Raw genomic sequence first — 21,667 nt, forward strand, 5'->3', positions numbered from 1 at the left:
TGTGCGGGTACAGAATCGTTCCTGTGACCCTGCCCTTCTTCGTCTACGGCACCTTGCGTCCCGGCGAGGTCAACCACGGTCTCTTCCTGCGCGGCCGCACGTGCTCGGAGGAGCCCGGGCGGCTCGCGGACACCGTGCTGTACGAGGGGCCGGGGTATCCGTACGCGGTGGAGGAACCGGGCGGGGGCGTGGTGCGCGGGGAGCTGGTGACGGCGCGGCCGGAGGCGTACCCGGGGCTGCTCGCGGAGCTGGACCGGCTGGAGGAGTACGTGCCGGGGGATCCGCGGAGCCTGTATGTGCGGGTGGAGCGGAAGGTCGTCCGGGAGGCGGACGGGGTGGGGGTCCGGGCCTGGGTGTACGTCGCGGGGGTGGAGGTGGCGTCGCGGCTGCGGGTCGCCGGGCGGCGGGTCGCGGGTGGGGAGTGGCGGGGGCGGAACCGGTAGGGGCCGGGGCGGACAGGGGCGGACAGGGGCGGATAGGGGCGCGGGCCGGTGGTCGCTTTTCGCGCAGTTCCCCGCGCCCCTGGATCCCGCGGCCCCGGACGGAGGCCGGGTGCGGGAGCGTCGTGGTCGCTCGCGCCGTTCCCCGCGCCCCTGACGGGGCCCGGTCAGCCCGTGTACGGGTGTGTGGTTCTGGCCTCCCTCAAGGCACTGGCCCACCAGGCCAGTTGGTCCAGCATGGTCTTCGCGGCCGCGTCCGGGCCCGACGGGTCGCGCAGACGGCCGTCGTCGTCGAAGGACGCGCCCGCGTTGTGGAAGGAGACGGTGTCGCGGACCGTCACGGCGTGCAGTTCGGCGAAGACCTGGCGCAGGTGCTCCACGGCGCGCAGGCCGCCGGCCAGCCCGCCGTAGGAGACGAGCGCGACCGGCTTGGCCCGCCACTCCGCGTAGTGCCAGTCGATGAGGTTCTTCAGGCCCGCCGGGAAGGAGTGGTTGTACTCGGGGGTGAGGACGACGAAGGCGTCGGCGCGGGCCAGCTTCGGGGTGATGCCCGAGAGCGCGGCGGTCGCCTCGGGCGTCGGTTCGAGGGACGTCGGCAGCGCGGCCTCGGCGACGTCGACGACCTCGGCGACCAGGTCGTCACGGTCCCGCAGCCGGTCCAGGAGCCAGTCGGCGACGACCGGGCCGAAGCGGCCATGGCGGTTGCTGCCGATGACGAGGGTCACCCGGAGGGCGTCGGTCTGCTCTGCGGTGGGTGTGCCGGTGGTTGTCTTCATGCGCCACAGCCTCGTACCTCGACCTTGATTGAGGTCAAGTCCCGCCGCGCTGTCGCGGGTCACCCGTTCACCCGCGCCGGACACGAAAATCCGCCCCCGCCCGCCGCACAAGCCGTGACCTGGCGAAACGTCTCCTGACGGGCCGTCGGTCCGGCCGTGCCCGACACCCGTTCACCCCAATTCTGACGGGCTCTCAGAGAGCGCGGTGGCCGCGCTGCCCGTTTCCTCGGAAGGGCAGGCGCACGACCGAACAGCTCGAAGGAGCACCGATGCGACGTACCGCCCGGCCGCTGACCGCCACCGTGCTCGCCGTCGCCGCCGCCGCTCTCGCCGCCGCTCCCGCGCACGGCGCACCGGCCGGTGAGCTGCGGGTGTCCCCGGCCTCGGTCGAACCCGGCGAGCACGTCACCGTGCGCACGCCGGTCTGCGGGGCGGGCGGCACGGCGACGGGTGACGCGAGCGCGGTCGGGGCCGGTGCGTTCGGCCTGGCGCCGGGCCGGCACGAGACGGCGGCGACCGGGCGGTTCAGGGTGCCGCCGAGCGCGCAGCCGGGGACGTACGAGATCACCGCGACGTGCGCCGGGAGCGGCCGGCGGGTCACCGGGGACCTGGTGGTCACGCTGGCGGCCGGCCGCGCGCAGGTGCATCCCCGGGGGAGTGTGAAGACGGGGGTCGGCGGCGCCCTGGGCACCGACCCCGTGCAGACCGCGGCCGGCGTGGCGGCTCTCGCCGTCGCCGCCGCGGGCGGTACCTGGCTCCTGCATCGCCGGGCGAGAGGCGACGGGATCTGACGGACACCCTCCGCTGTCCGTCGCCGGTACCGCAAGTCCCCTCCCCCTCCGGGTCCGACGCCCCTCGCGGCCCGGAGGGGGGCACGGGGTGCCTCCCGGGAACGAAGGGAGTACAGGAAAGGGTGGGTATGCGCAGGTCACCGAGGTTCGGCAGGCCCGTGGGCAGCCCCGCGCACGCGGCCATGACGGCCGTCACGGTGTTCGCCCTGTGTGCCGGGGTGTGGCTGCTGCGCGAGGGCGCCGAGACGCACGCCCCGCCGCAGCCGTCCGCCGCACAGGCCCGCGGCGGGCAGGCGCGCGCCGGGCAGGACGGGCGGCCCGCCGCGCCGGCGCTGCCGCCCTCGCCGCCCGGCCGGATCCGTATCCCGGCGATCCGCGTGGACGCGCCGTTGACCGGGCTCGGGCTGACGGAGACGGGCAGCCTCGACGTACCGCCGGCCGCGCGAAGGAACCTCGCCGGCTGGTACGAGGCCGGCACCACCCCGGGTGAGCGGGGCACGGCGATCGTCGCCGGCCACGTCGACAACGCCGACGGACCCGCCGTCTTCCACCAGCTGGGCGCCCTGAGGAAGGGCAGCACGATCGAGGTGGACCGGCGGGACGGCCGCGTCGCGGTGTTCACCGTGGACGCCGTCGAGGCGTACGCGGCGAAGGACTTCCCCGACGAGAAGGTCTACGGCGCCGCCCGCCGCCCCGAGCTGCGGGTCATCACCTGCGGCGGCGGCTACTCACGCGCCACCGGCTACCAGGGGAACGTCGTCGTCTTCGCGCACCTGACCGGGAGCCGGTGAACCGCCCAGGACGTGGATCCTGCCCCACTCCCCCAGCGGTCCCAGCGCCTCGTTCAGGGACCTGCCCCGGGGCGTCAGGGAGTACTCGACGCGGGGCGGCACCTCGTCGTACGCCTCGCGGTGCACCAGCCCGTCGGCCTCCATCTCGCGCAGGTGGGAGGCGAGCACCTTCTCGGTGACGCCCGGCAGCTCCCGGCGCAGCTCACCGAAGCGGTGCGGCCGCTGATGCAGCGCCCACAGGACGAGCACCTTCCACTTGCCGCCGATCACGTCCATCGCCGCGTCGATGCCGCACACGTACGCCCCCGGCCGCCGCCCCGTCGTCCCCATGCCCGCGCTCCTCCGTGCCGCTGCCTGGATCCTTCCCGCGAGGTAAGCACCCACTTCCAAGTGCGTACTTGAGCGGGCCCTTCCCCGTGACGAGCCTAAACGCCATGACCGACACCGCACTTGCTCCCCGCACTCCCGTCACCCTTCTCGGCACCGGCGCCATGGGCACGGCCCTGGCCCGTGCCTGGCTCGCCGCCGGGCATCCGGTGACCGTCTGGAACCGCACGCCCGCCCGGGCGGAGGCGCTCGCCGCCGAGGGCGCGGCCGTCGCCCCGAGCGCCGCCGCGGCCGTCGCGGCGAACCGCCTGGTCGTCGTCTGTCTGCTCGACGACGCCTCGGTGGGCGAGGCCCTCGACGGGGCCGCCCTCGCCGGGCGGGACCTGGTGAACCTGACCACCGGCACCCCGGGCGAGGGCCGGGCGCGTGCCGCCTGGGCCGAGGCGCGCGGCGCGCGGTTCGTGGACGGCGGCATCATGGCCGTGCCGCCGATGATCGGGGTCCCGGAGTCCGGCGGCTACGTCTTCTACAGCGGCTCCCGCGCCCTGTTCGACGAGCACCGCGACACCCTCGCCGTCCCGGCGGGCACGCGCTGGGTGGGATCCGACCCCGGTTTCGCCGCCCTGCACGACGTGGCGCTGCTGAGCGCCATGAACGGCATGTTCGCGGGCGTGCTCCACGCGTTCGCCCTGATCCGCCGGGAGGACATCGCGCCGAAGGACTTCGCCCCGCTGCTCGTCGACTGGCTGACCGCCATGGCCCCGGCCGTCCACCGGACCGCCGAGCACCTGGAGAGCGGCGACTACACCAAGGGTGTCGTCTCCAACCTGGCGATGCAGGCGGCGGGCGTGCCCACGTTCCTGCGCACGGCCGGCGAGCAGCAGGTCAGCCCGGAGCTGCTGACGCCGTACCTGGAGCTGATGCGCCGACGGGTGGAGCAGGGGCACGGGGACGAGGACGGGACGGGGATGATCGAACTGCTGGACCTGCGCGGCCGCTCCTAGGACACCGACAGGACACTGCCCGGGCACCACTCGGGCACCGCTCGCAGCCGGCTTCGCGCCGGGGCGGACGCGCGCCTCACAGGCCCTCGCCGTCCGCCCCGCGGAAGCCTCACACCCACCCGCCGCGCCCGCTGAGGGCAGCGTTCCCCGTGGGAAACAGACGTGATGCTGCCGGGTAACACCGGCAACGCACGCTCGATGGCATGACCTCGAATGAGCGTGTGGTGGTGATCGGCACCGGCCTCGCGGGCGTACGGCTCGCCCGGCGGCTCGGTGAGCTCGGCACGCCCGCGACCCTGATCGGCGAGGAGGAGCACCGGCCGTACAACCGGGTGCTGCTCGCCGAGGTGCTGGCCGGACGGTACAGCCCCGAGGTGATCGCCCTGCCGGCGCCCGCGCGGGTCGTGCGCGCCCGGGTCACCGGCATCGACCGCGAGCGGCGCAGCGTCGCCTGCGCGGACGGCTCGGTGATCGCATACGACCGGCTGGTCCTGGCCACCGGCTCCAACCCGGTGCTGCCGCCGCTGCGCGGCCTGTTCACCGAGGACCGCGAACTGCCCGAGGGCGTCCACGCGTTCCGCACCATGGACGACTGCCTCGGTCTGTCCGAGGCGGTCCGGCCGGGCGCGAAGGCCGTCGTCATCGGCGGTGGCCTCCTCGGGGTGTCCGCGGCCAGGGCGCTCGCCCTGCGCGGCGCCCAGGTGGTGCTCGCCCAGCAGTCCGAGCGGCTGATGGAGCGCCAGCTCGACCCGGCCGCCTCGCGGCTCGTGCAGCGGCACCTGACCGGACTCGGCGTCGAGGTGCACACCGAGTGCCGCGTGCGCGACGTGCGCTGCGTGGGCGGCGCGGTCCGTTCCGTGGAGCTGGCCGACGGGTACGCCCTCGACGCCGACCTGGTGGTCGTCGCCTGCGGTGTCCACCCCCGGGCCGGTCTCGCGCAGGCCGCCGGCCTCGACGTCCGCAAGGGCGTCGTCGTCGACGACGAGCTGCGCACCTCCGACCCGTACATCCACGCGATCGGCGACTGCGCCCAGCACGACGGCGTCCTGTACGGCCTCGCCGCCCCGGCGCTGGAACAGGCCGACGCCCTCGCCCGGTTGCTGGCCGGCGACACGACCGCCCGCTACACCGGCACCCGCTCCCTGACCCGGCTCACGCTGAACGGGCACGACAGCCCCCTGGACCTCGCCGCCTTCGGCGAGACCGAGGCGCTCCCGGGCGACGACGTCGTCCAGCTCGCCGACGCCACCCGCGGCACCTACCGCAAGGTCGTCGTCCGCGACGACCGCCTGGTCGGCGGGGTCCTCGTCGGCGAACTCGGCACCGTCGGCGCGCTCGCCCGCGCCTGGGAGGGAGCAGAGCCGCTCCCCTCCGACGGCGGCCCGCTGCTCCACCTGCTCACCAACGATGGAGGCTCCTGATGACGGCCACCCCCGGGGCTACCCCCACGATCGTGCTCGTCGGCCACGGCATGGTCGGCCAGCGCTTCCTCGAAGCGCTCGCCGAGCGCGGCCTGACCGCCACGCACCGCGTGGTCGTGCTCTGTGAGGAGCCGCGTCCGGCCTACGACCGGGTCCAGCTCACCTCGTACTTCTCCGGCCGGACCCCGGAAGACCTGTCCATGACGGACCTGCGGTTCATCGAGGACCACGGCATCGAGCTGCGCATCGGCGACCCGGCCGAGACGATCGACCGCGAGAGCCGCACGGTCACCGCCCGCTCCGGGTTCACCGTCGGCTACGACGTGCTGGTCCTGGCCACCGGCTCCTATCCGTTCGTGCCGCCGGTGCCGAACAAGGACGCCGAGGGCTGTTTCGTCTACCGCACGATCGAGGACCTCCTCGCGATCGAGGAGTACGCCAGGACCAGGGCCAGCACCGGTGCCGTGGTCGGCGGCGGCCTGCTCGGCCTGGAGGCGGCGGGGGCGCTGAAGGGACTCGGACTGGACGCGCACATCGTGGAGTTCGCGCCCCGGCTGATGCCGGTCCAGGTCGACGAGGGCGGTGGGGCGGCCCTGCTGCGCACCATCGAGGAGATGGGCCTGAGCGTCCACACCGGCGTCGGCACGCAGGAGATCGTGGTCGGCGAGGACGGCGCCGTCACCGGCATGAAGCTCTCCGACGGCTCCGAACTCGCCACCGACATGGTGGTGTTCTCCGCCGGTGTCCGCCCGCGCGACCAGCTGGCCCGCGACTGCGGCCTGACCGTCGGCGAGCGCGGCGGCATCGCGGTCGACGAGCAGTGCCGCACGGTCGCCGACCCGCACGTGTTCGCCATCGGCGAGTGCGCACTGGCGGCGGACGGCCGGGTGTACGGCCTGGTCGCGCCGGGCTACGAGCAGGCGGAGACCGCCGCCGCGACGATCGCCCGGGACGAGGCGGCGTTCACCGGCGCCGACCTGTCCACCAAGCTGAAGCTGCTCGGCGTGGACGTGGCGTCCTTCGGTGACGCGCACGGCACCGCCGAGGACTGCCTGGACGTCGTCTACTCGGACTCCCGCGCGGGCCTGTACAAGAAGCTGGTCATCGGCCGGGACGGCACCCTGCTCGGCGGCATCCTGGTCGGCGACGCGGAGGCCTACGGCACGCTGAAGGCGTTCACCGGCTCCGTCCCGCCGGTGGCCCCCGAGTCGCTGGTGCTGCCCGCCGGCGCCGGCGCCCCGGCCCAGCTCGGCCCGGCCGCGCTGCCGGACGACGCGATCATCTGCTCCTGCAACAACGTCACCAAGGGCACCATCCGCGGCGCGGTCACCGAGCACCGGTGCACCACCGTGCCCGAGGTGAAGAAGTGCACCAAGGCCGGTACGACCTGCGGCAGTTGTGTCAAGGTCCTCGGCCAGCTGGTCACCGCCGAGCTGGAGGCGTCCGGCGTCGAGGTCGACAAGGGCCTGTGCGGCTGCTTCTCCCAGACCCGCGAGGAGCTGTACGAGATCGTCCTGGCGCTGCGCATCACCTCCTACCAGGACCTGCTGGACCGTCACGGCCGCGAGGAGGCCCGGGGCGGCGACGGCTGCGAGGTGTGCAAGCCGACCGTCGGCTCGATCATCGCCTCCCTCGCCCCGACGATCGGCGCGAGCGGCTACGTCCTGGACGGCGAGCAGGCCGCGCTGCAGGACACCAACGACCACTTCCTGGCCAACCTGCAGAAGAACGGCTCGTACTCGGTCGTGCCGCGGATCCCCGGCGGCGAGATCGCCCCGGAGAAGCTGATCGTCATCGGCGAGATCGCCCGGGACTTCGGCCTCTACACGAAGATCACCGGCGGTCAGCGGATCGACATGTTCGGCGCGCGTGTCGAGCAGCTGCCGCTGATCTGGGCGCGCCTGGTGGACGCCGGCTTCGAGTCGGGCCACGCCTACGGCAAGTCGCTGCGCACCGTGAAGTCCTGCGTCGGCTCCACCTGGTGCCGCTACGGCGTCCAGGACTCGGTGAAGATGGCGATCGACCTGGAGCTGCGCTACCGGGGCCTGCGCTCCCCGCACAAGCTCAAGTCGGCGGTCTCGGGCTGCCAGCGCGAGTGCGCCGAGGCCCAGTCGAAGGACTTCGGCGTGATCGCCACGGCCAACGGCTGGAACCTGTACGTCGGCGGCAACGGCGGCGCGACCCCCCGCCACGCCGACCTGCTCGCGCAGGACCTGTCGGACGCCGAACTGGTGCGTCTGATCGACCGGTTCCTGATGTTCTACATCCGCACGGCCGACCGCCTGGAGCGCACCTCGACCTGGCTGGAGCGGATCCCGGGCGGCCTGGACCACGTGCGGGACGTGGTCGTGCACGACTCGCTCGGCATCTGCGACGAGCTGGAGCAGCTGATGCGGGCGCATGTCGCGCACTACCGCGACGAGTGGTCCGAGACCATCAACGACCCCGAGAAGCTGGCCCGGTTCGTGTCCTTCGTGAACGCGCCGGACACCCCCGACCCGGTCGTCGCGTTCGTGCCCGAGCGCGACCAGATGAAGCCCGACCTGCCGCTGCTGTCCATCGGCATGCGACCCGCCGACGTCCTGGAAGGAAGCGCCCAGCGATGACCCTGGCTCCCGAGACCACCGACCTGAAGGTCCAGCTCTCCCTGGACGGCGACTGGTTCACGGTCTGCGACCTGAGCACGCTGCTCCCGGGCCGCGGGGTGGCGGCGCTGCTGCCCGACGGCCGCCAGGCGGCGGTCTTCCGCGACCGCACCGGTGAGCTGTTCGCCATCGACAACCGCGACCCCTTCACCGGCGCGGCCGTCCTCTCCCGCGGCCTGACGGGCACCCACCGGGGCCGCCCGTTCGTCGCCTCCCCGCTGCTCAAGCAGCGCTTCGACCTGGCCTCCGGCCGGTGCCTTGACGACGAGACGGTAGGGGTGACGGCGTACGAGGTGCGCACCGCCTAGACAGACGAAGCGCGGCACCCCTTCCGTCCCCGGGAGGGGTGCCGCGCGCTGTCGTGTTCCCGTCTGCTTCGGCCGCCCCGGACGATCACCGGCCCGCGCGGCGGCTCACAGCACGCCGCTCCCCCGCCACGAGTTGTCCATGCTCTGTCAACCCGGTCCGCTTAGCGTCCTTTCCGCCTCCCCCTACGCACGACCCTGCCGTCGACCGGCGGCGGGGCGGTACGGCACCTGTGGAGTGAGAGTGGAACGTCGTAGCCTCCTGCGTGCGGCCGTCCTCGGCGGCACCTCGGCCGCGCTGGGCGGAACCCTGTGGCGCGGCGCCGCGTACGCGGCCCCGGCCCAGCCCGGCACCGGCCCCTACGGGGCGCTGGGCTCCCCGGACGCCAACGGCATCAGGCTCCCGAGCGGCTTCACGAGCCGGGTGATCGCCCGCTCCGGCCAGCGGGTCGGCAGCACGTCGTACACCTGGCACAACGCCCCGGACGGCGGCGCCTGTTACGCCGACGGCACCGGCTGGATCTATGTCTCCAACTCCGAGATCAACCCCTCGGGCGGCGCGAGCGCGGTGGCGTTCTCGTCGACCGGCGCGATCACCGGCGCGTACCGCATCCTGTCGAACACGCGCACCAACTGCGCGGGCGGCAAGACCCCGTGGAACACCTGGCTGTCCTGCGAGGAGGTGGACCGCGGCTACGTCTACGAGACAGACCCCTGGGGCGTGAAGGCGGCCGTGCGCCGGGACGCGATGGGCCGTTTCAAGCACGAGGCGGCCGCGGCCGACCCGGTCCGCCGGGTCGTCTACATGACGGAGGACGTCACCGACGGCTGCTTCTACCGCTTCCGGCCGACGACCTGGGGCGACCTGTCCTCCGGCACGCTGGAGGTCCTGCTGGCGGGCAGCGGCACGAGCGGCCCGGTCACCTGGGCCCGGGTGCCCGACCCGACCGGCGCCACGGCCACCCGCAACCAGGTCTCCGGCGCCAAGCGCTTCAACGGCGGCGAGGGCTGCTACTACGCGAACGACACCTGCTGGTTCACCACCAAGGGCGACAACCGCGTCTGGCAGTACGACGCCGCCGCGCAGACCATCGAACTCGCCTACGACGACTCCCTGGTCACGTCCGGCACGGCCCCGCTGACCGGCGTGGACAACGTCACCGGTTCCTCCTCCGGCGACCTCTTCGTCGCCGAGGACGGCGGCACCATGGAGATCTGCGTCATCACCGCCGACGACGTGGTCGCCCCGTTCCTGCGCGTCGACGGCCAGTCCGCCTCGGAGATCACGGGCCCGGCCTTCTCCCCGGACGGCACCCGCCTGTACTTCTCCAGCCAGCGCGGCACCACCGGCAGCTCCTCGGGCGGCATCACGTACGAGGTGCGCGGCCCGTTCCGGACCTGACCCACGGACACCGAGGCCGGACGCGCCGGTGACCATCGGCCCCTCCGGCCGTTCCCTCGGTAGGGCAGCCCGTCGTGGGCTGCCCTACCGAGGGAAGGGAACACCACCGTGGACACGACCGCGCCCGCCACCGACGAACCGCGCGTGCTGCCGCGCTCCGAGTGGGTCAAGACGCTGCCGCAGGCCATCGTCGCGTCCTGTGTCCTGCTGCTCGACCCGCAGGACCGGATCCTGCTGCTGCGCTACGCCCCGGGCCAGCCCGGCGCCGGGCTCTGGGGGCTGCCGGGCGGCATGCTCGACCACGGCGAGGACCCGCTCGGGGCCGCCCGCCGCGAGGTGTGCGAGGAGACCGGGATCGTGCTCGACGGCACGCCCCGGTTCCTCGGCTACGACCACCGGGCCGACGTGAAGGGCACCGGGCCGGTGATCGACTTCTACTTCCACGGCGGCCGGTTGCCCGCCGCGCCGGACGTCCGGCGCAGCGGTGAGCACGACGACCACGGCCTGTTCGCCCTCGACGACCTCGGCTCCATCGCCCTGCTGCCGCAGCTGCGCGCCCTGCCCGCCCTGCACGCCGCGGCCCTGGCCGGCACGGTCGTACAGCTGCGGGAGAGCCTGCCGCGGTGAGACGGCGCCGGCCGGCCGCCGCCTGCGCACAAGGGGAAAGCGGGCCCCCTCCGCACAAGGGGACCCGCTGTCCTTCGTGGGCCGGAGCCGCCGCGATCGGTGAGGGTCGGGGACCGTCGGCGGCTCCGGGGTCGCACGCCCCGGCTAGCGGTGGTCGCTGCCCTGGGACTGGACCGCCGCCCGGCCCGCTTCCAGGCGGGCGACCGGGATGCGGAACGGGGAGCAGGAGACGTAGTCGAGTCCGACCTCGTGGAAGAAGTGGACCGACTCCGGGTCGCCGCCGTGCTCGCCGCAGACGCCGAGCTTGAGGTCGGGCCGGGTCTCACGGCCGGCCTTGGCGGCCAGCTTCACCAGGGAGCCGACGCCGTCCTTGTCGATCGTCTCGAACGGGGAGACACCGAAGATGCCCTTCTCCAGGTACGCGGTGAAGAAGCTCGCCTCCACGTCGTCCCGGGAGAAGCCCCACACCGTCTGGGTGAGGTCGTTCGTGCCGAAGGAGAAGAACTGGGCGGCCTCGGCGATCTGACCGGCGGTCAGGGCGGCGCGCGGCAGCTCGATCATCGTGCCGATGGACAGCTTCAGTTCGGCACCGGAGGCCGCCTCGACCTCGGCGATGACCTTGTCGGCCTCCTCGCGCACGATCTCCAGCTCCTGCACCGTGCCCACGAGCGGGATCATGATCTCGGCGCGCGGGTCGCCCTTGGCGGCCTTGCGCTCGGCCGCGGCCTCGGCGATCGCGCGGACCTGCATGGTGAACAGGCCGGGGATGACCAGGCCGAGCCGCACACCGCGCAGGCCCAGCATCGGGTTCTGCTCGTGCAGGCGGTGGACGGCCTGGAGCAGGCGCAGTTCGTTCTCGTGCGGCTCCTGGCGGGACTCCGCCAGGGCCACGCGGACCGACAGCTCGGTGATGTCGGGCAGGAACTCGTGCAGCGGCGGGTCCAGCAGGCGGACGGTGACCGGCAGGCCGTCCATCGATTCGAAGAGCTGCACGAAGTCCTGCTTCTGCAGCGGCAGCAGCTGCTTGAGGGACTCCTCGCGCTCGGCGTCCGTGTCGGCCAGGATCAGCCGCTCCACCAGCTCGCGCCGGTCGCCGAGGAACATGTGCTCGGTGCGGCACAGGCCGATGCCCTGGGCGCCGAAGCGGCGGGCGCGCAGCGCGTCCTCGGCGTTGTCGGCGTTGGCCCGCACCCGCAGGCGGCGCTTGCGGTCGGCGAAGGCCATCATGCGGTGGACGGCCTCGACCAGCTCGTCGGCGTCGTCGGCGCCCGGGTGCATCCGGCCCTCGAAGTACTCCACGACCGGCGACGGCACGACCGGCACCTCGCCGAGGTAGACCTTGCCGGTGGAGCCGTCGATGGAGACGACGTCGCCCTCCTCGACGACGTGCCCGCCCGGCACGGTCATCCGGCGGCGCTTGGTGTCGACCTCCAGTTCCTCGGCGCCGCAGACACAGGTCTTGCCCATGCCGCGGGCGACGACGGCCGCGTGGGAGGTCTTGCCGCCGCGGGAGGTGAGGATGCCCTCGGCGGCGATCATGCCGTCCAGGTCGTCGGGGTTGGTCTCGCGGCGGATCAGGATGACCTTCTCGCCGGAGCGCGACCACTTGACGGCCGTGTAGGAGTCGAAGACGGCCTTGCCGACGGCGGCGCCCGGGGAGGCCGCGATACCGCGCCCGACCTGCTCGACCTTGGCGCTCTCGTCGAAGCGCGGGAACATCAGCTGCGCGAGCTGGGCGCCGTTGACGCGGGTGAGCGCCTCGGCCTCGTCGATCAGGCCCTGGTCCACCAGCTGGGTCGCGATGCGGAAGGCCGCGCCCGCGGTGCGCTTGCCGACGCGGGTCTGAAGCATCCACAGCACCCCGCGCTCGATGGTGAACTCGATGTCGCAGAGATCCTTGTAGTGGTTCTCCAGGGTCTCCATGATCTGCATGAGCTGGTCGTACGACTTCTTGTCGATCTTCTCCAGCTCCGCCAGCGGGACGGTGTTGCGGATGCCCGCCACCACGTCCTCGCCCTGCGCGTTCTGCAGGTAGTCGCCGTAGACGCCCTGGTGGCCGGAGGCGGGGTCGCGGGTGAAGGCGACGCCGGTGCCGGAGTCGGGGCCGAGGTTGCCGAAGACCATGGAGCAGACGTTGACGGCCGTGCCCAGGTCGTGCGGGATGCGCTCCTGGCGGCGGTAGAGCTTGGCCCGGTCGCCGTTCCAGGAGTGGAAGACCGCCTTGATGGCGAGGTCCATCTGCTCGCGCGGGTCCTGCGGGAAGTCCCGGCCGGCCTCGGTCTTGACGATCTTCTTGAACTTGGTGACGAGCTTCTTGAGGTCGGCCGCCTCCAGCTCGGTGTCGACGGTGACCTTCTTGGCCGCCTTCGCCGCTTCCAGCGCGTCCTCGAACAGCTCGCCGTCGACCCCCAGGACGGTCTTGCCGAACATCTGGATGAGGCGGCGGTAGGAGTCCCACGCGAAGCGCTCGTCGCCGGCCTGCCGGGCCAGGCCCTGGACGGACTTGTCGGAGAGGCCGATGTTGAGGACGGTGTCCATCATGCCGGGCATGGAGAACTTGGCGCCCGACCGCACCGAGACCAGCAGCGGGTCGTCGGCCTGGCCGAGCTTCTTGCCCATGCGGGCCTCCAGCGCGTCGAGGTGCGCACTCACCTCGTCACGCAGTGCCGCCGGCTCCTCGCCGCTGTCGAGGTAGACCTTGCAGGCCTCGGTGGTGATGGTGAAGCCGGGCGGGACGGGAAGGCCCAGGTTCGTCATCTCGGCGAGGTTCGCGCCCTTGCCACCGAGGAGGTCCTTGAGGTCCTTGTTGCCCTCGGTGAAGTCGTAGACGAACTTCACGCCCTCAACACTCGTACCGTGCTCAGCTGCGTGGGGATCTTTGTTTTCCGACACGGGTCTCGACTCCTCGAGGACGCGGTGGCTGCCCTGACGGCGAGGAACATACCCAGATCAAAGGCTTCTGGGGAGGTCCACTCGCGCGTCATGTGCCTGTAACCACTCGTCCGCCAGCGGATCGAAAGTCAAGGCTCGGCAAGCGATCTCAGGCGCATGTTTTCACTTCTTGAACGCACGAACCGCCCTGACCCCCTTCGAGCGCTCATGTGAGCGGAGTTTCCGCACATTTGATTTCGCTCGATGAACGATCAAAGGGTGGCACTCAGTGCCACCCTTTGGAGAAGTGCAGTCGCCCATGATCCGCTCATCTGAGCGCAGCCCTTATCAAGGGTGGCGAGAATCACGCTGCCACAGCCGACCGGATTTCACCATGCGGACGCGTCTTCGGACCGAAACCCGCCCGTCACACCCCGAGCGCGCGCAGCCGCTCCTCCACCCGCTCGGGCGCGTACAGGTGCTCCACGACCATCGCACCGGCTCCTACCAGCCCCGCCCGCTCGCCCAGCCGGGCCGTGACGACGTCGAGGCGGGCGGTGGAGCGGGGCAGCGCCCGCTGGTAGAGCAGTTCGCGCACGCCCGTGAGGAAGGGCGTTCCGGCCAAGTCTCCGGCGATCATCAGGACGCCCGGATTGAGCAGGGTCACGACGGTCGCGAGGACGTCCCCGACGCGGCGTCCGGCCTCCCGGGCGAGGCCGACCGCCTCGGGGTGCCCGGCGGCCAGCAGGTCCCGCACGTCGGAGCCGGAGGCGGCCGGCACCCCGGTCTCCGCGAGCCGCCGCGCGACCGCGCCGCCGCTCGCGACGGCGGCCAGACAGCCGTAGGAGCCGCAGCGGCACAGCGCCTGGGCGCCTTCGGGCACCCGGATGTGCCCGATGTCCCCGGCCCCGCCGTCGACGCCCCGGAACACCGAGCCGTCGACCACGACCCCGGCGCCGATGCCGGTGGAGACCTTGACCAGGACGAACGCCGAGCAGTCCGGATAGCCGGTGCGCTGCTCGCCGTAGGCCATGAGGTTGGCGTCGTTGTCCACCAGGACCGGCACCGGGTCCGCGCCCGTGTGCTCGGTGAGGGCGCGGGCCAGCCGTCCCCGTATGTCGTAGCCGTCCCAGCCGGGCATGATCGGCGGCTGCACCACGCGGCCGGACTCGCTGTCGACCGGCCCGGGCACCGCGAGTCCGACGCCGCACACCGCCTCCGCCGGCTGCCCGGCCTTCTCCAGCAACTCGGCGAACCAGCGCGCCAGTTCGCCGAGCACCACGTCCGGGCCGTCCTCCACGACGAGGGTGCCGGAGTGCTCGGCGAGGATCTCGCCGCTCAGCGACAGCACGGCCGCCCGGGCGTGCCGGGTGTCGAGGTCGGCGGCGAGGACCACCGCGTGCTCGTCGTCGAACTCCAGTGTGATCGAGGGCCGTCCGCCCAGCGGGGAGCCGACCGGCCCGCCGGCCCCCTCGCGCAGCCAGCCCGCGCGGAACAGCCGGTCCAGGCGCTGCCCGACGGTCGCCCGGGACAGTCCGGTCGCCTGCTGGAGGGCACCCCGGGTCACTGCCCGTCGCCTGCGCACCAGTTCGAGCAGATCGCCGGCGCTGGCCTGACCCGCGCCTCTGCCGGTCCTCCCGGGCATTCCGGTCATGCACACCCCCTTGTGTTTCTCAACCTTGCCTTACATAGTGGGTTTTGCGTGTTAAATAGACGTAACCTCGCCGTAGCCGCAGCCGAACCGGCCTGCCGAACGCCTTCCGGGGAGCCCCGAGTGGATCGCACCGTCCGACGCGCCCCACGTCCCACGGGACGCACCGTCGCATACGATCCGTCAGCTCCCGCGCCTCCCCTGCACGTCAGGGCCGCGGCGGTGCTGGAGGACGGCTGGACGGGGACCTCCACGGTGCCCTCGCGCGGCCTGTACCCGCACCAGTGGTCCTGGGACTCGGCGTTCATCGCGATCGGCCTGCGGCACCTGTCGCCGTTACGGGCCCAGACGGAGCTGGAGACGCTGCTCGCGGCGCAGTGGGCGGACGGGCGCGTCCCGCACATCGTCTTCAACCCCTCCGTCCCGCTCGACGCGTACTTCCCGAGCCCCGACTTCTGGCGCTCGTCGGCCGCGGGGCGCGCCGCGGGCGCCCCGCGCACCGTACAGACCTCCGGGATCGTCCAGCCACCGGTCCACGCGCTGGCCGCGTGGCTGGTGCACCTCGCCGACCCGGGCCTGTCCCGGGCGCGCGGCTTCCTCGGCCGGGCCTACCCCCGCCTCGCCGCCTGGCACCGCTATCTGCTGCACCGGCGCGACCTGGGCGGCGGCGGCCTGGTCTCCGTCGTGCACCCCTGGGAACAGGGTATGGACAACAGCCCCTGCTGGGACCGCCCGCTCTCCCGGGTCACCCCGGCCCCGGCCCGCTCCTTCCGCCGCGCCGACCTCGCCCACGGCGCGCCCGAGGACCGGCCGACGGACCTGGACTACGGGCGCTACGTGCGTCTCGCGGCGGACTACCGGGACGGCGGGTACGCCGACGGCGAGGGCGGGTTCGCCGTCGAGGACCCCGCCTTCAACGCGCTGCTCATCGCCTCCGAGTACGCCCTGGCCCGGATCGCGTGCGAGCTCGGCGCGCCCGCCCCGGCCCGGATCGCCCGCGCCGAACGGCTGACCGGGGCGCTGGTGGAGCGGCTGTGGGACCCGGCCGCGGGGATGTTCCTGTGCCGGGACGTGCGCGCCGGGGAGCCGATCCCCGAGCGCGGGGTCTCCGGGCTCATCCCGCTGCTGCTGCCGGACCTGCCGCGCGACCTCGTGGCCACCCTGGTGCACACGGTCTGCGGCCCGCACTTCGGCCTCGGCGGCACGACCCGCCTGGTCCCGAGCTACGACCTGCTCGGCGAGGCCTTCGACGCGCACCGCTACTGGCGCGGCCCGGCCTGGTTCAACACCAACTGGCTGCTGGAGCGCGGGCTGCGGCTGCACGGCGAGCGCGGCCGGGCCGACGCGCTGCGCAAGGGCATCCTGCACACCGCCGGCGCCTCCGGCTTCGCGGAGTACGTCGACCCGTACACGGGACAGGCCTGCGGCGCCACCGGCTTCGGCTGGACCGCCGCGCTCACGCTCGACCTGCTGCACGACCGGCCCGCAGGGGACCGGAACGGCCTCACGGCGATCAAGGGAGGGGACCGGGGATGACGGACCGGCATCATCTGCTCGTGCACGGCCAGACGTTCGCCGCCGTGGGCGATCGCGGCGACATCAGCGGCTACCGGGGCGGCAGCGCCCCCGACGGCATGTTCGTCCGGGACGCGCGGCACCTGAGCCGGTGGCAGCTCACCGTCGACGGCGCCGTGCCGGAGACGCTGACACCGGTCGCCGACGGGGACACCGCGCGCTGCGTCCTCGTCCCGCGCGGCGGCCGCAACGAACCGCCCGCCTGCACGCTCTTCCGCGAACAGGCCGTCGGGGACGCCTCGTTCGTGGAGTCGCTGCGCGTGACCAGCAACCGCCCGGTGCCGACGACGGTCCGCCTCGCGGTCACCGCCGACGCCGACTTCACCGACCAGTTCGAGCTGCGCTCGGACCACCGCACCTACCCGAAGGCCGGTGCCGTCCGCTCCCGCCAGGTCCTGGACCACGGCGTGGAGTTCGTCTACCGGCGCGGGGAGTGGCGCTCCGTCACGAGCGTGACGGCCGAGCCCCGGCCGGACGCCGTGGAGGAGACCGGCACCGGCGCCCGCCGCCTGGTGTGGACCGTGGACCTCGCCCCGCACGGCACCGCCGAGCTGCTGCTGCGGGTGATCGCCCGCCCGCACGGCGACAAACGGGCCCTGCGTGTGCCGCGCTCCCCCGCCGCCGTCCAGCGGCATCTCATCGACCGGGAGGGCGCGTTCATGGAAGGGGTGGCGTTCCCGAGCGGCTGGCCGGAGCTGGCCGCGGCCTGCGCGCGGGGCCTCGCCGACCTGGCCGCGCTCCAGGTGCCGGCGACCGGCCCGGACGGCGAGGAACTGCGCGTCCCGGCCGCGGGCGCCCCCTGGTTCCTCACCCTGCTGGGCCGGGACGCCCTGCTGACCTCGCTGTTCGCCCTGCCCTACCGGCCGGGCCTGGCCGCCGCGACCCTGCCCGCGCTCGCCGCGACCCAGGCCACGCGCGGCTGCGCCGACGAGGTCGCGCAGCCCGGGAAGATCGTGCACGAGGTGCGGCACGGCGAGCTGGCCCACTTCGGCCAGGTCCCCTACCGCCGCTACTACGGTTCGGTCGACGCCACCCCGCTCTTCCTCGTCCTGCTCGGCGCGTACACCGAGCACACCGGCGAGACGGACCTGGCCCGCCGCCTCGAACCCCATGCCCGCGCGGCCGTCGGCTGGATGCTCGACCACGGCGGCCTCACCTCGCGCGGCTACCTGGTCTACCGCGCCGACCAGGGCGGCCTCGCCAACCAGAACTGGAAGGACTCCCCCGGCGCCATCTGCTCCGCCGACGGCACCCGCCCGCACGGCCCGGTCACGGCGGCCGGCGCCCAGGGCTACGCCTACGACGCGCTGCGCCGCACGGCGTGGCTCGCGCGCACGGTGTGGCAGGACGGGACGTACGCGGACCTGCTGGAGCAGGCGGCCGGTGACTTGCGCGACCGGTTCCAGCGGGACTTCTGGATGCCGGAGCACTCCTTCCCGGCGCTCGCGCTCGACGGCCGCGGCGACCGGGTCGACGCGCTCGCCTCCGACGCCGGGCACCTGCTGTGGTCGGGCCTGCTGGACAAGGAGTACGGCGAACAGGTCGGGCGGCGCCTGCTGGAGCCGGACTTCTTCTCCGGCTGGGGCGTGCGCACCCTGGCCGCCGGGCAGCCGGCGTACCACCCGCTCTCGTACCACCGCGGTTCCGTGTGGCCGCACGACAACGCGCTGATCGCCCTGGGCCTGGCCCGTTACGGGCTGCACGACGAGGCCCGCGCGGTCGCCCACGGCCTGGTCGACGCGGCGTCCGCGACCGGCCACCGGCTGCCCGAGGTGCTCGCCGGGTACGGGCGGGACACGCATCCGGAGCCGGTGCCGTACCCGCACGCGTGCGTGCGCGAGTCCCGTTCGGCGTCGGCCCCGTTGGCGCTGCTCACGGCGGTCGGTGGTGCCTGAGGGGCCGGTTGGCCGTCCGTTTGCCGGGTGTTCGCCGAGCGTCGGCCCGGCGGGCTGAACGCGCCCGGCCGGCGCTCCGTACGGAACGGCGGCGGACCCGTCCCCCCACGCGGGTCCGCCCTCTCGCCGCGTTCCGTACGGGAAGGACCCCCGGGTGCCTGTCTTCACACGCCTCCGCCAGCCGTCGCCGCCGGGCAGTCCGGAGGCCGGGCCGGGGAGGCGGCAGGAGGAACGCCCGGCCGAGGGAGCGGCGGCGTCCGGATCCCGGTTCGCGCCCCTGCGCGCCTGGCGCGCCCGCCACCCCCGGGCCGCCCGCGCGCTGCATCTCGCCACCACCGCCCTCGCGGCCGTCCTGGTCCTCGGTGCCCTGCTGCTGCCCAACACGCTCCCCGCCCTCGGACCGGGCAGCTTCACCCGGGTCCCGGCGGAGGCGGTCATCGGCGCCGTCGTCGTGCTGGTGCTGCCGCGCAGGCCCCGGCTGGCCGCCGCGGTGCTCTGCGGGCTCGGCCTGACCGTGCTGACGGCCGTGAACCTGCTCGACATGGGGTTCAACGAGTACCTGGGCCGGGGCTTCAACGCCGCCCTCGACTGGGACCTGCTCCCCGACGCCCAGTCCTACGTGGCGGACACGCTGGGCGGCACCGTCGCGACGGCGGCCGCCGTCGGCGCGGTCCTGCTCGTGCTGCTGCTGGCGGCCGTCCTGGTCGCCGCCTCGGTCCGGCTCGCGCAGACGCTGGCCCGCCACCGGGTCCGGGCGACCCAGGGGGCCCTGGCCGCCGGCACCGTCTGGGTCACCTGCTCCGCTCTGGGCCTCACGCTCTTCGGCGGTCCGATCGCCTCCGAGCGTGCGGCCGGCGCCCTCCGGGCGCACGCCCAGCGCACGGTGGACTCGCTGCGGGACGAGGCCGCGTTCGTGCAGCAGGCCAAGGCGGACCGTTTCGGCAACACCCCACCCGGCCAGCTCCTGCCCGGCCTGCGCGGCAAGGACGTGATCTTCACGTTCATCGAGAGCTACGGCCGCAGCGCCGTCGAGGACCCGGTCATGGCACCCGGCGTCGGGCGGACCCTGGACACGAGCACCGCGGCCCTGGAGAAGGCCGGCTTCCGGGCCCGCAGCGGCTGGCTGACCTCGGCGACCTTCGGCGGCAGCAGCTGGCTCGGCCACTCCACGACCATGTCCGGGCTGTGGATCGACAACCAGCGGCGCTACCGCACGGTGACCGCGGGCGAGCACCTCACCCTCACCAAGGCCTTCCAGAGGACCGGGGCGTGGGACACGGTCGGCGTGATGCCGGGCGTGCAGAAGGGCTGGCCGGAGGAGGAGTGGTACGGCCTCGACCGGCTCTACGACGCCTTCGACCTGGGCTACCGGGGCCCGAAGTTCAGCTGGTCGACCATGCCCGACCAGTACGCGCTGGAGGCGTTCCAGCGCCGGGTGCACGGGAAGAAGCGGGACAAGCCGCTGATGTCGTTCGTGATCCTGACGTCCAGTCACCAGCCCTGGGCGCCCCTGCCGAGGATGGTCGGCTGGGACGAACTCGGCGACGGTTCGGTCTTCGACGCGATCCAGAAGGCCGGCCACAAGGCCTCGGACGTCCTCACCGACACCACCAGGTCCCGCGAGGAGTACGGCAAGTCCATCCAGTACTCGGTCACCAGCCTCACCCAGTGGCTGGAGCGCTACGGCACCGACGACACCGTCCTGGTCTTCCTCGGCGACCACCAGCCCATCGCCCGGGTCAGCGGCGACCGCGCCTCGCGGGACGTGCCGGTGTCCCTGGTCGCCAGGGACCCGAAGGTGCTGGAGAAGATCGACGGCTGGAACTGGACGGAGGGCCTCAAGCCCGCCGCCGACGCGCCGGTGTGGCGGATGGACTCCTTCCGCGACCGCTTCCTGACGGCGTACGGCTCGACACCGCACCCCTCGAAGGGCTGATCAGCCGCCGGAGGTGTCGAGTTCGGCGTCCTCGCCGACCCAGGCGCAGTCGTAGGGGTCCTTCAGCCAGCCGTCCGGCAGCACCACGCGGTTGTTGCCGGAGGTGCGGCCTCGGGGCCCGTCGGCGCCGGCCGGCCAGGGCTGGTCGAGGTCCAGTTCGTCGAGGCCGGAGCGCAGCTCCTCAAGGGACGAGGTGATCGCGAGGCGCTTGCGCATCTCGGAACCGACCGCGAAGCCCTTGAGGTACCAGGCGACGTGCTTGCGGAAGTCGATCACGCCCCGGGACTCGTCGCCGATCCACTCCCCGAGCAGCGTGGCGTGCCGGACCATGACGTCGGCGACCTCGCGCAGGGTGGGCCGGGCGATGTCCTCGGTGCGGCCCTCGAAGGCGGCGACCAGGTCGGCGAAGAGCCAGGGCCGGCCCAGGCAGCCGCGTCCGACCACGACACCGTCGCAGCCGGTCTCGCGCACCATCCGCAGGGCGTCCTGGGCGGACCAGATGTCGCCGTTGCCGAGCACCGGGATCTCCGGTACGTGCTCCTTGAGCCGGGCGATGGCGTCCCAGTCGGCGGTGCCGCCGTAGTGCTGGGCGGCGGTGCGGCCGTGCAGGGCGATGGCGGTGACGCCCTCCTCGACGGCGATCCGGCCGGCGTCGAGATAGGTGATGTGGTCGTCGTCGATGCCCTTGCGCATCTTCATCGTCACGGGCAGCCCGCCGGCGCCGCTGACGGCCTCGCGCAGGATGGCCCGCAGCAGGTTCCGCTTGTACGGCAGCGCCGAGCCGCCGCCCTTGCGGGTGACCTTCGGCACCGGGCAGCCGAAGTTGAGGTCGATGTGGTCGGCGAGGTCCTCCTCCGCGATCATGCGGACGGCCTTGCCGACGGTGACCGGGTCCACGCCGTAGAGCTGGATCGACCGGGGCCGCTCCGTCGCGTCGAAGTGGATGAGCTGCATGGTCTTCTCGTTGCGTTCGACCAGCGCCCTGGTGGTGATCATCTCGCTGACGAACAGGCCCTTGCCGCCGCTGAACTCCCGGCACAGGGTGCGGAAGGGCGCGTTGGTGATCCCGGCCATGGGGGCCAGGACGACGGGCGGCTGGACGGTGTGCGGGCCGATCTGCAGGGGCGTGGACATGCCTCCATTGTGCCGTGCAATGAAATGGCAAAGTTCATTAGTTAGGCACACTATCGAAATCGGCGTACGATGGAAC

General features: G+C 73.2%; 17 protein-coding genes. 12 read left to right on the plus strand and 5 right to left on the minus strand.

Translation table 11 applies throughout. The annotated features are described in order from the left end of the window. Positions 1 to 23: 23 nt before the first annotated feature. Entirely contained in the window at positions 24 to 443 is a 420-nt protein-coding gene (locus ACF07N_RS11915) for a gamma-glutamylcyclotransferase family protein (RefSeq protein ID WP_383322786.1), read from the plus strand. Between the two features lie 164 nt (positions 444 to 607). Here ACF07N_RS11915 and ACF07N_RS11920 read toward each other — a convergent pair whose 3' ends face one another. After that, the gene (locus ACF07N_RS11920) at positions 608 to 1,216 is read right to left on the minus strand and encodes an NADPH-dependent FMN reductase (protein WP_392111291.1); all 609 of its coding nucleotides are present in this window, start codon (positions 1,214 to 1,216) and stop codon (positions 608 to 610) included. Between the two features lie 269 nt (positions 1,217 to 1,485). On the opposite strand from ACF07N_RS11920, the gene ACF07N_RS11925 reads away from it, so the two are divergent. Together ACF07N_RS11925 and ACF07N_RS11930 are read left to right on the plus strand one after the other, a co-directional pair. Beyond that, positions 1,486 to 2,007, plus strand: a complete 522-nt coding sequence (locus tag ACF07N_RS11925) for a hypothetical protein (RefSeq protein WP_392111294.1) — start codon at positions 1,486 to 1,488, stop codon at positions 2,005 to 2,007. Between the two features lie 128 nt (positions 2,008 to 2,135). Next, positions 2,136 to 2,798 (plus strand): class F sortase, encoded by a 663-nt coding sequence (locus tag ACF07N_RS11930; RefSeq protein ID WP_392111297.1) that lies wholly within the window; start codon positions 2,136 to 2,138, stop codon positions 2,796 to 2,798. Here ACF07N_RS11930 and ACF07N_RS11935 read toward each other — a convergent pair. After that, a complete protein-coding gene (locus ACF07N_RS11935) occupies positions 2,736 to 3,128 on the minus strand; it encodes a winged helix-turn-helix transcriptional regulator (protein WP_383322774.1) in 393 nt (130 codons plus the stop codon). The genes ACF07N_RS11930 and ACF07N_RS11935 overlap by 63 nt on opposite strands. Positions 3,129 to 3,232: 104 nt before the next feature. On the opposite strand from ACF07N_RS11935, the gene ACF07N_RS11940 reads away from it, so the two are divergent. The 6 genes from ACF07N_RS11940 (at position 3,233) to ACF07N_RS11965 (ending at position 10,529) form a co-directional block, all read left to right on the plus strand. After that, positions 3,233 to 4,129 carry an NAD(P)-dependent oxidoreductase gene (locus ACF07N_RS11940; protein WP_392111300.1) on the plus strand — a complete coding sequence of 299 codons (897 nt, stop codon included), beginning with the start codon at positions 3,233 to 3,235 and terminating at the stop codon, positions 4,127 to 4,129. 203 nt (positions 4,130 to 4,332) lie between these two features. Beyond that, positions 4,333 to 5,550: an NAD(P)/FAD-dependent oxidoreductase gene (locus tag ACF07N_RS11945; protein WP_392111303.1), complete on the plus strand. Its 1,218-nt coding sequence runs from the start codon at positions 4,333 to 4,335 to the stop codon at positions 5,548 to 5,550. After that, positions 5,550 to 8,156 carry a nitrite reductase large subunit NirB gene (nirB, locus tag ACF07N_RS11950; RefSeq protein ID WP_392111306.1) on the plus strand — a complete coding sequence of 869 codons (2,607 nt, stop codon included), beginning with the start codon at positions 5,550 to 5,552 and terminating at the stop codon, positions 8,154 to 8,156. The genes ACF07N_RS11945 and nirB overlap by 1 nt, the downstream gene beginning before the upstream one ends. Then, positions 8,153 to 8,503 carry a nitrite reductase small subunit NirD gene (gene nirD, locus ACF07N_RS11955; protein WP_392111309.1) on the plus strand — a complete coding sequence of 117 codons (351 nt, stop codon included), beginning with the start codon at positions 8,153 to 8,155 and terminating at the stop codon, positions 8,501 to 8,503. The genes nirB and nirD overlap by 4 nt, the downstream gene beginning before the upstream one ends. A 241-nt stretch (positions 8,504 to 8,744) precedes the next feature. Next, positions 8,745 to 9,902 (plus strand): alkaline phosphatase PhoX, encoded by a 1,158-nt coding sequence (locus ACF07N_RS11960; RefSeq protein ID WP_392111312.1) that lies wholly within the window; start codon positions 8,745 to 8,747, stop codon positions 9,900 to 9,902. Positions 9,903 to 10,010: 108 nt separating this feature from the next. Next, positions 10,011 to 10,529 (plus strand): NUDIX hydrolase, encoded by a 519-nt coding sequence (locus tag ACF07N_RS11965; RefSeq protein ID WP_392111315.1) that lies wholly within the window; start codon positions 10,011 to 10,013, stop codon positions 10,527 to 10,529. Positions 10,530 to 10,673: 144 nt separating this feature from the next. Here ACF07N_RS11965 and ppdK read toward each other — a convergent pair whose 3' ends face one another. Together ppdK and ACF07N_RS11975 are read right to left on the minus strand one after the other, a co-directional pair. Further along, complete coding sequence (ppdK, locus tag ACF07N_RS11970; protein ID WP_392111318.1) at positions 10,674 to 13,421, minus strand: pyruvate, phosphate dikinase; 2,748 nt, start codon at positions 13,419 to 13,421, stop codon at positions 10,674 to 10,676. Positions 13,422 to 13,827: 406 nt separating this feature from the next. Beyond that, positions 13,828 to 15,054 carry an ROK family protein gene (locus ACF07N_RS11975; RefSeq protein ID WP_392111320.1) on the minus strand — a complete coding sequence of 409 codons (1,227 nt, stop codon included), beginning with the start codon at positions 15,052 to 15,054 and terminating at the stop codon, positions 13,828 to 13,830. Between the two features lie 120 nt (positions 15,055 to 15,174). On the opposite strand from ACF07N_RS11975, the gene ACF07N_RS11980 reads away from it, so the two are divergent. The 3 genes from ACF07N_RS11980 to ACF07N_RS11990 all read left to right on the plus strand — a co-directional run bounded on the left by ACF07N_RS11980 (position 15,175) and on the right by ACF07N_RS11990 (position 20,457). Then, entirely contained in the window at positions 15,175 to 16,587 is a 1,413-nt protein-coding gene (locus tag ACF07N_RS11980; protein WP_383322748.1) for a hypothetical protein, read from the plus strand. Further along, positions 16,584 to 18,521: a glycogen debranching N-terminal domain-containing protein gene (locus ACF07N_RS11985; protein WP_392111323.1), complete on the plus strand. Its 1,938-nt coding sequence runs from the start codon at positions 16,584 to 16,586 to the stop codon at positions 18,519 to 18,521. Before ACF07N_RS11980 ends, ACF07N_RS11985 begins: the two co-directional genes overlap by 4 nt. Positions 18,522 to 18,675: 154 nt before the next feature. After that, complete coding sequence (locus ACF07N_RS11990; protein ID WP_392111326.1) at positions 18,676 to 20,457, plus strand: CDP-alcohol phosphatidyltransferase; 1,782 nt, start codon at positions 18,676 to 18,678, stop codon at positions 20,455 to 20,457. Here ACF07N_RS11990 and dusB read toward each other — a convergent pair whose 3' ends face one another. After that, entirely contained in the window at positions 20,458 to 21,591 is a 1,134-nt protein-coding gene (gene dusB / locus ACF07N_RS11995) for a tRNA dihydrouridine synthase DusB (protein ID WP_392111329.1), read from the minus strand. Between the last annotated feature and the right edge of the window lie 76 nt (positions 21,592 to 21,667).

The sequence above is a fragment of the Streptomyces sp. NPDC015242 genome (assembly GCF_043079125.1).
Taxonomy (GTDB): Bacteria; Actinomycetota; Actinomycetes; order Streptomycetales; family Streptomycetaceae; genus Streptomyces.

What these genes read in the sequence shown, in the direction of transcription:
- nirB (WP_392111306.1), top strand. Translation starts at nt 5,550, where the DNA reads ATGACGGCCACCCCCGGGGCTACCCCCACGATCGTGCTCGTCGGCCAC.
- ACF07N_RS11920 (WP_392111291.1), bottom strand. Translation starts at nt 1,216, where the DNA reads ATGAAGACAACCACCGGCACACCCACCGCAGAGCAGACCGACGCCCTC.
- ACF07N_RS11935 (WP_383322774.1), bottom strand. Translation starts at nt 3,128, where the DNA reads ATGGGGACGACGGGGCGGCGGCCGGGGGCGTACGTGTGCGGCATCGAC.
- ACF07N_RS11940 (WP_392111300.1), top strand. Translation starts at nt 3,233, where the DNA reads ATGACCGACACCGCACTTGCTCCCCGCACTCCCGTCACCCTTCTCGGC.
- ACF07N_RS11975 (WP_392111320.1), bottom strand. Translation starts at nt 15,054, where the DNA reads ATGACCGGAATGCCCGGGAGGACCGGCAGAGGCGCGGGTCAGGCCAGC.
- ACF07N_RS11925 (WP_392111294.1), top strand. Translation starts at nt 1,486, where the DNA reads ATGCGACGTACCGCCCGGCCGCTGACCGCCACCGTGCTCGCCGTCGCC.
- ACF07N_RS11945 (WP_392111303.1), top strand. Translation starts at nt 4,333, where the DNA reads ATGACCTCGAATGAGCGTGTGGTGGTGATCGGCACCGGCCTCGCGGGC.
- ACF07N_RS11985 (WP_392111323.1), top strand. Translation starts at nt 16,584, where the DNA reads ATGACGGACCGGCATCATCTGCTCGTGCACGGCCAGACGTTCGCCGCC.
- ACF07N_RS11930 (WP_392111297.1), top strand. Translation starts at nt 2,136, where the DNA reads ATGCGCAGGTCACCGAGGTTCGGCAGGCCCGTGGGCAGCCCCGCGCAC.
- dusB (WP_392111329.1), bottom strand. Translation starts at nt 21,591, where the DNA reads ATGTCCACGCCCCTGCAGATCGGCCCGCACACCGTCCAGCCGCCCGTC.
- nirD (WP_392111309.1), top strand. Translation starts at nt 8,153, where the DNA reads ATGACCCTGGCTCCCGAGACCACCGACCTGAAGGTCCAGCTCTCCCTG.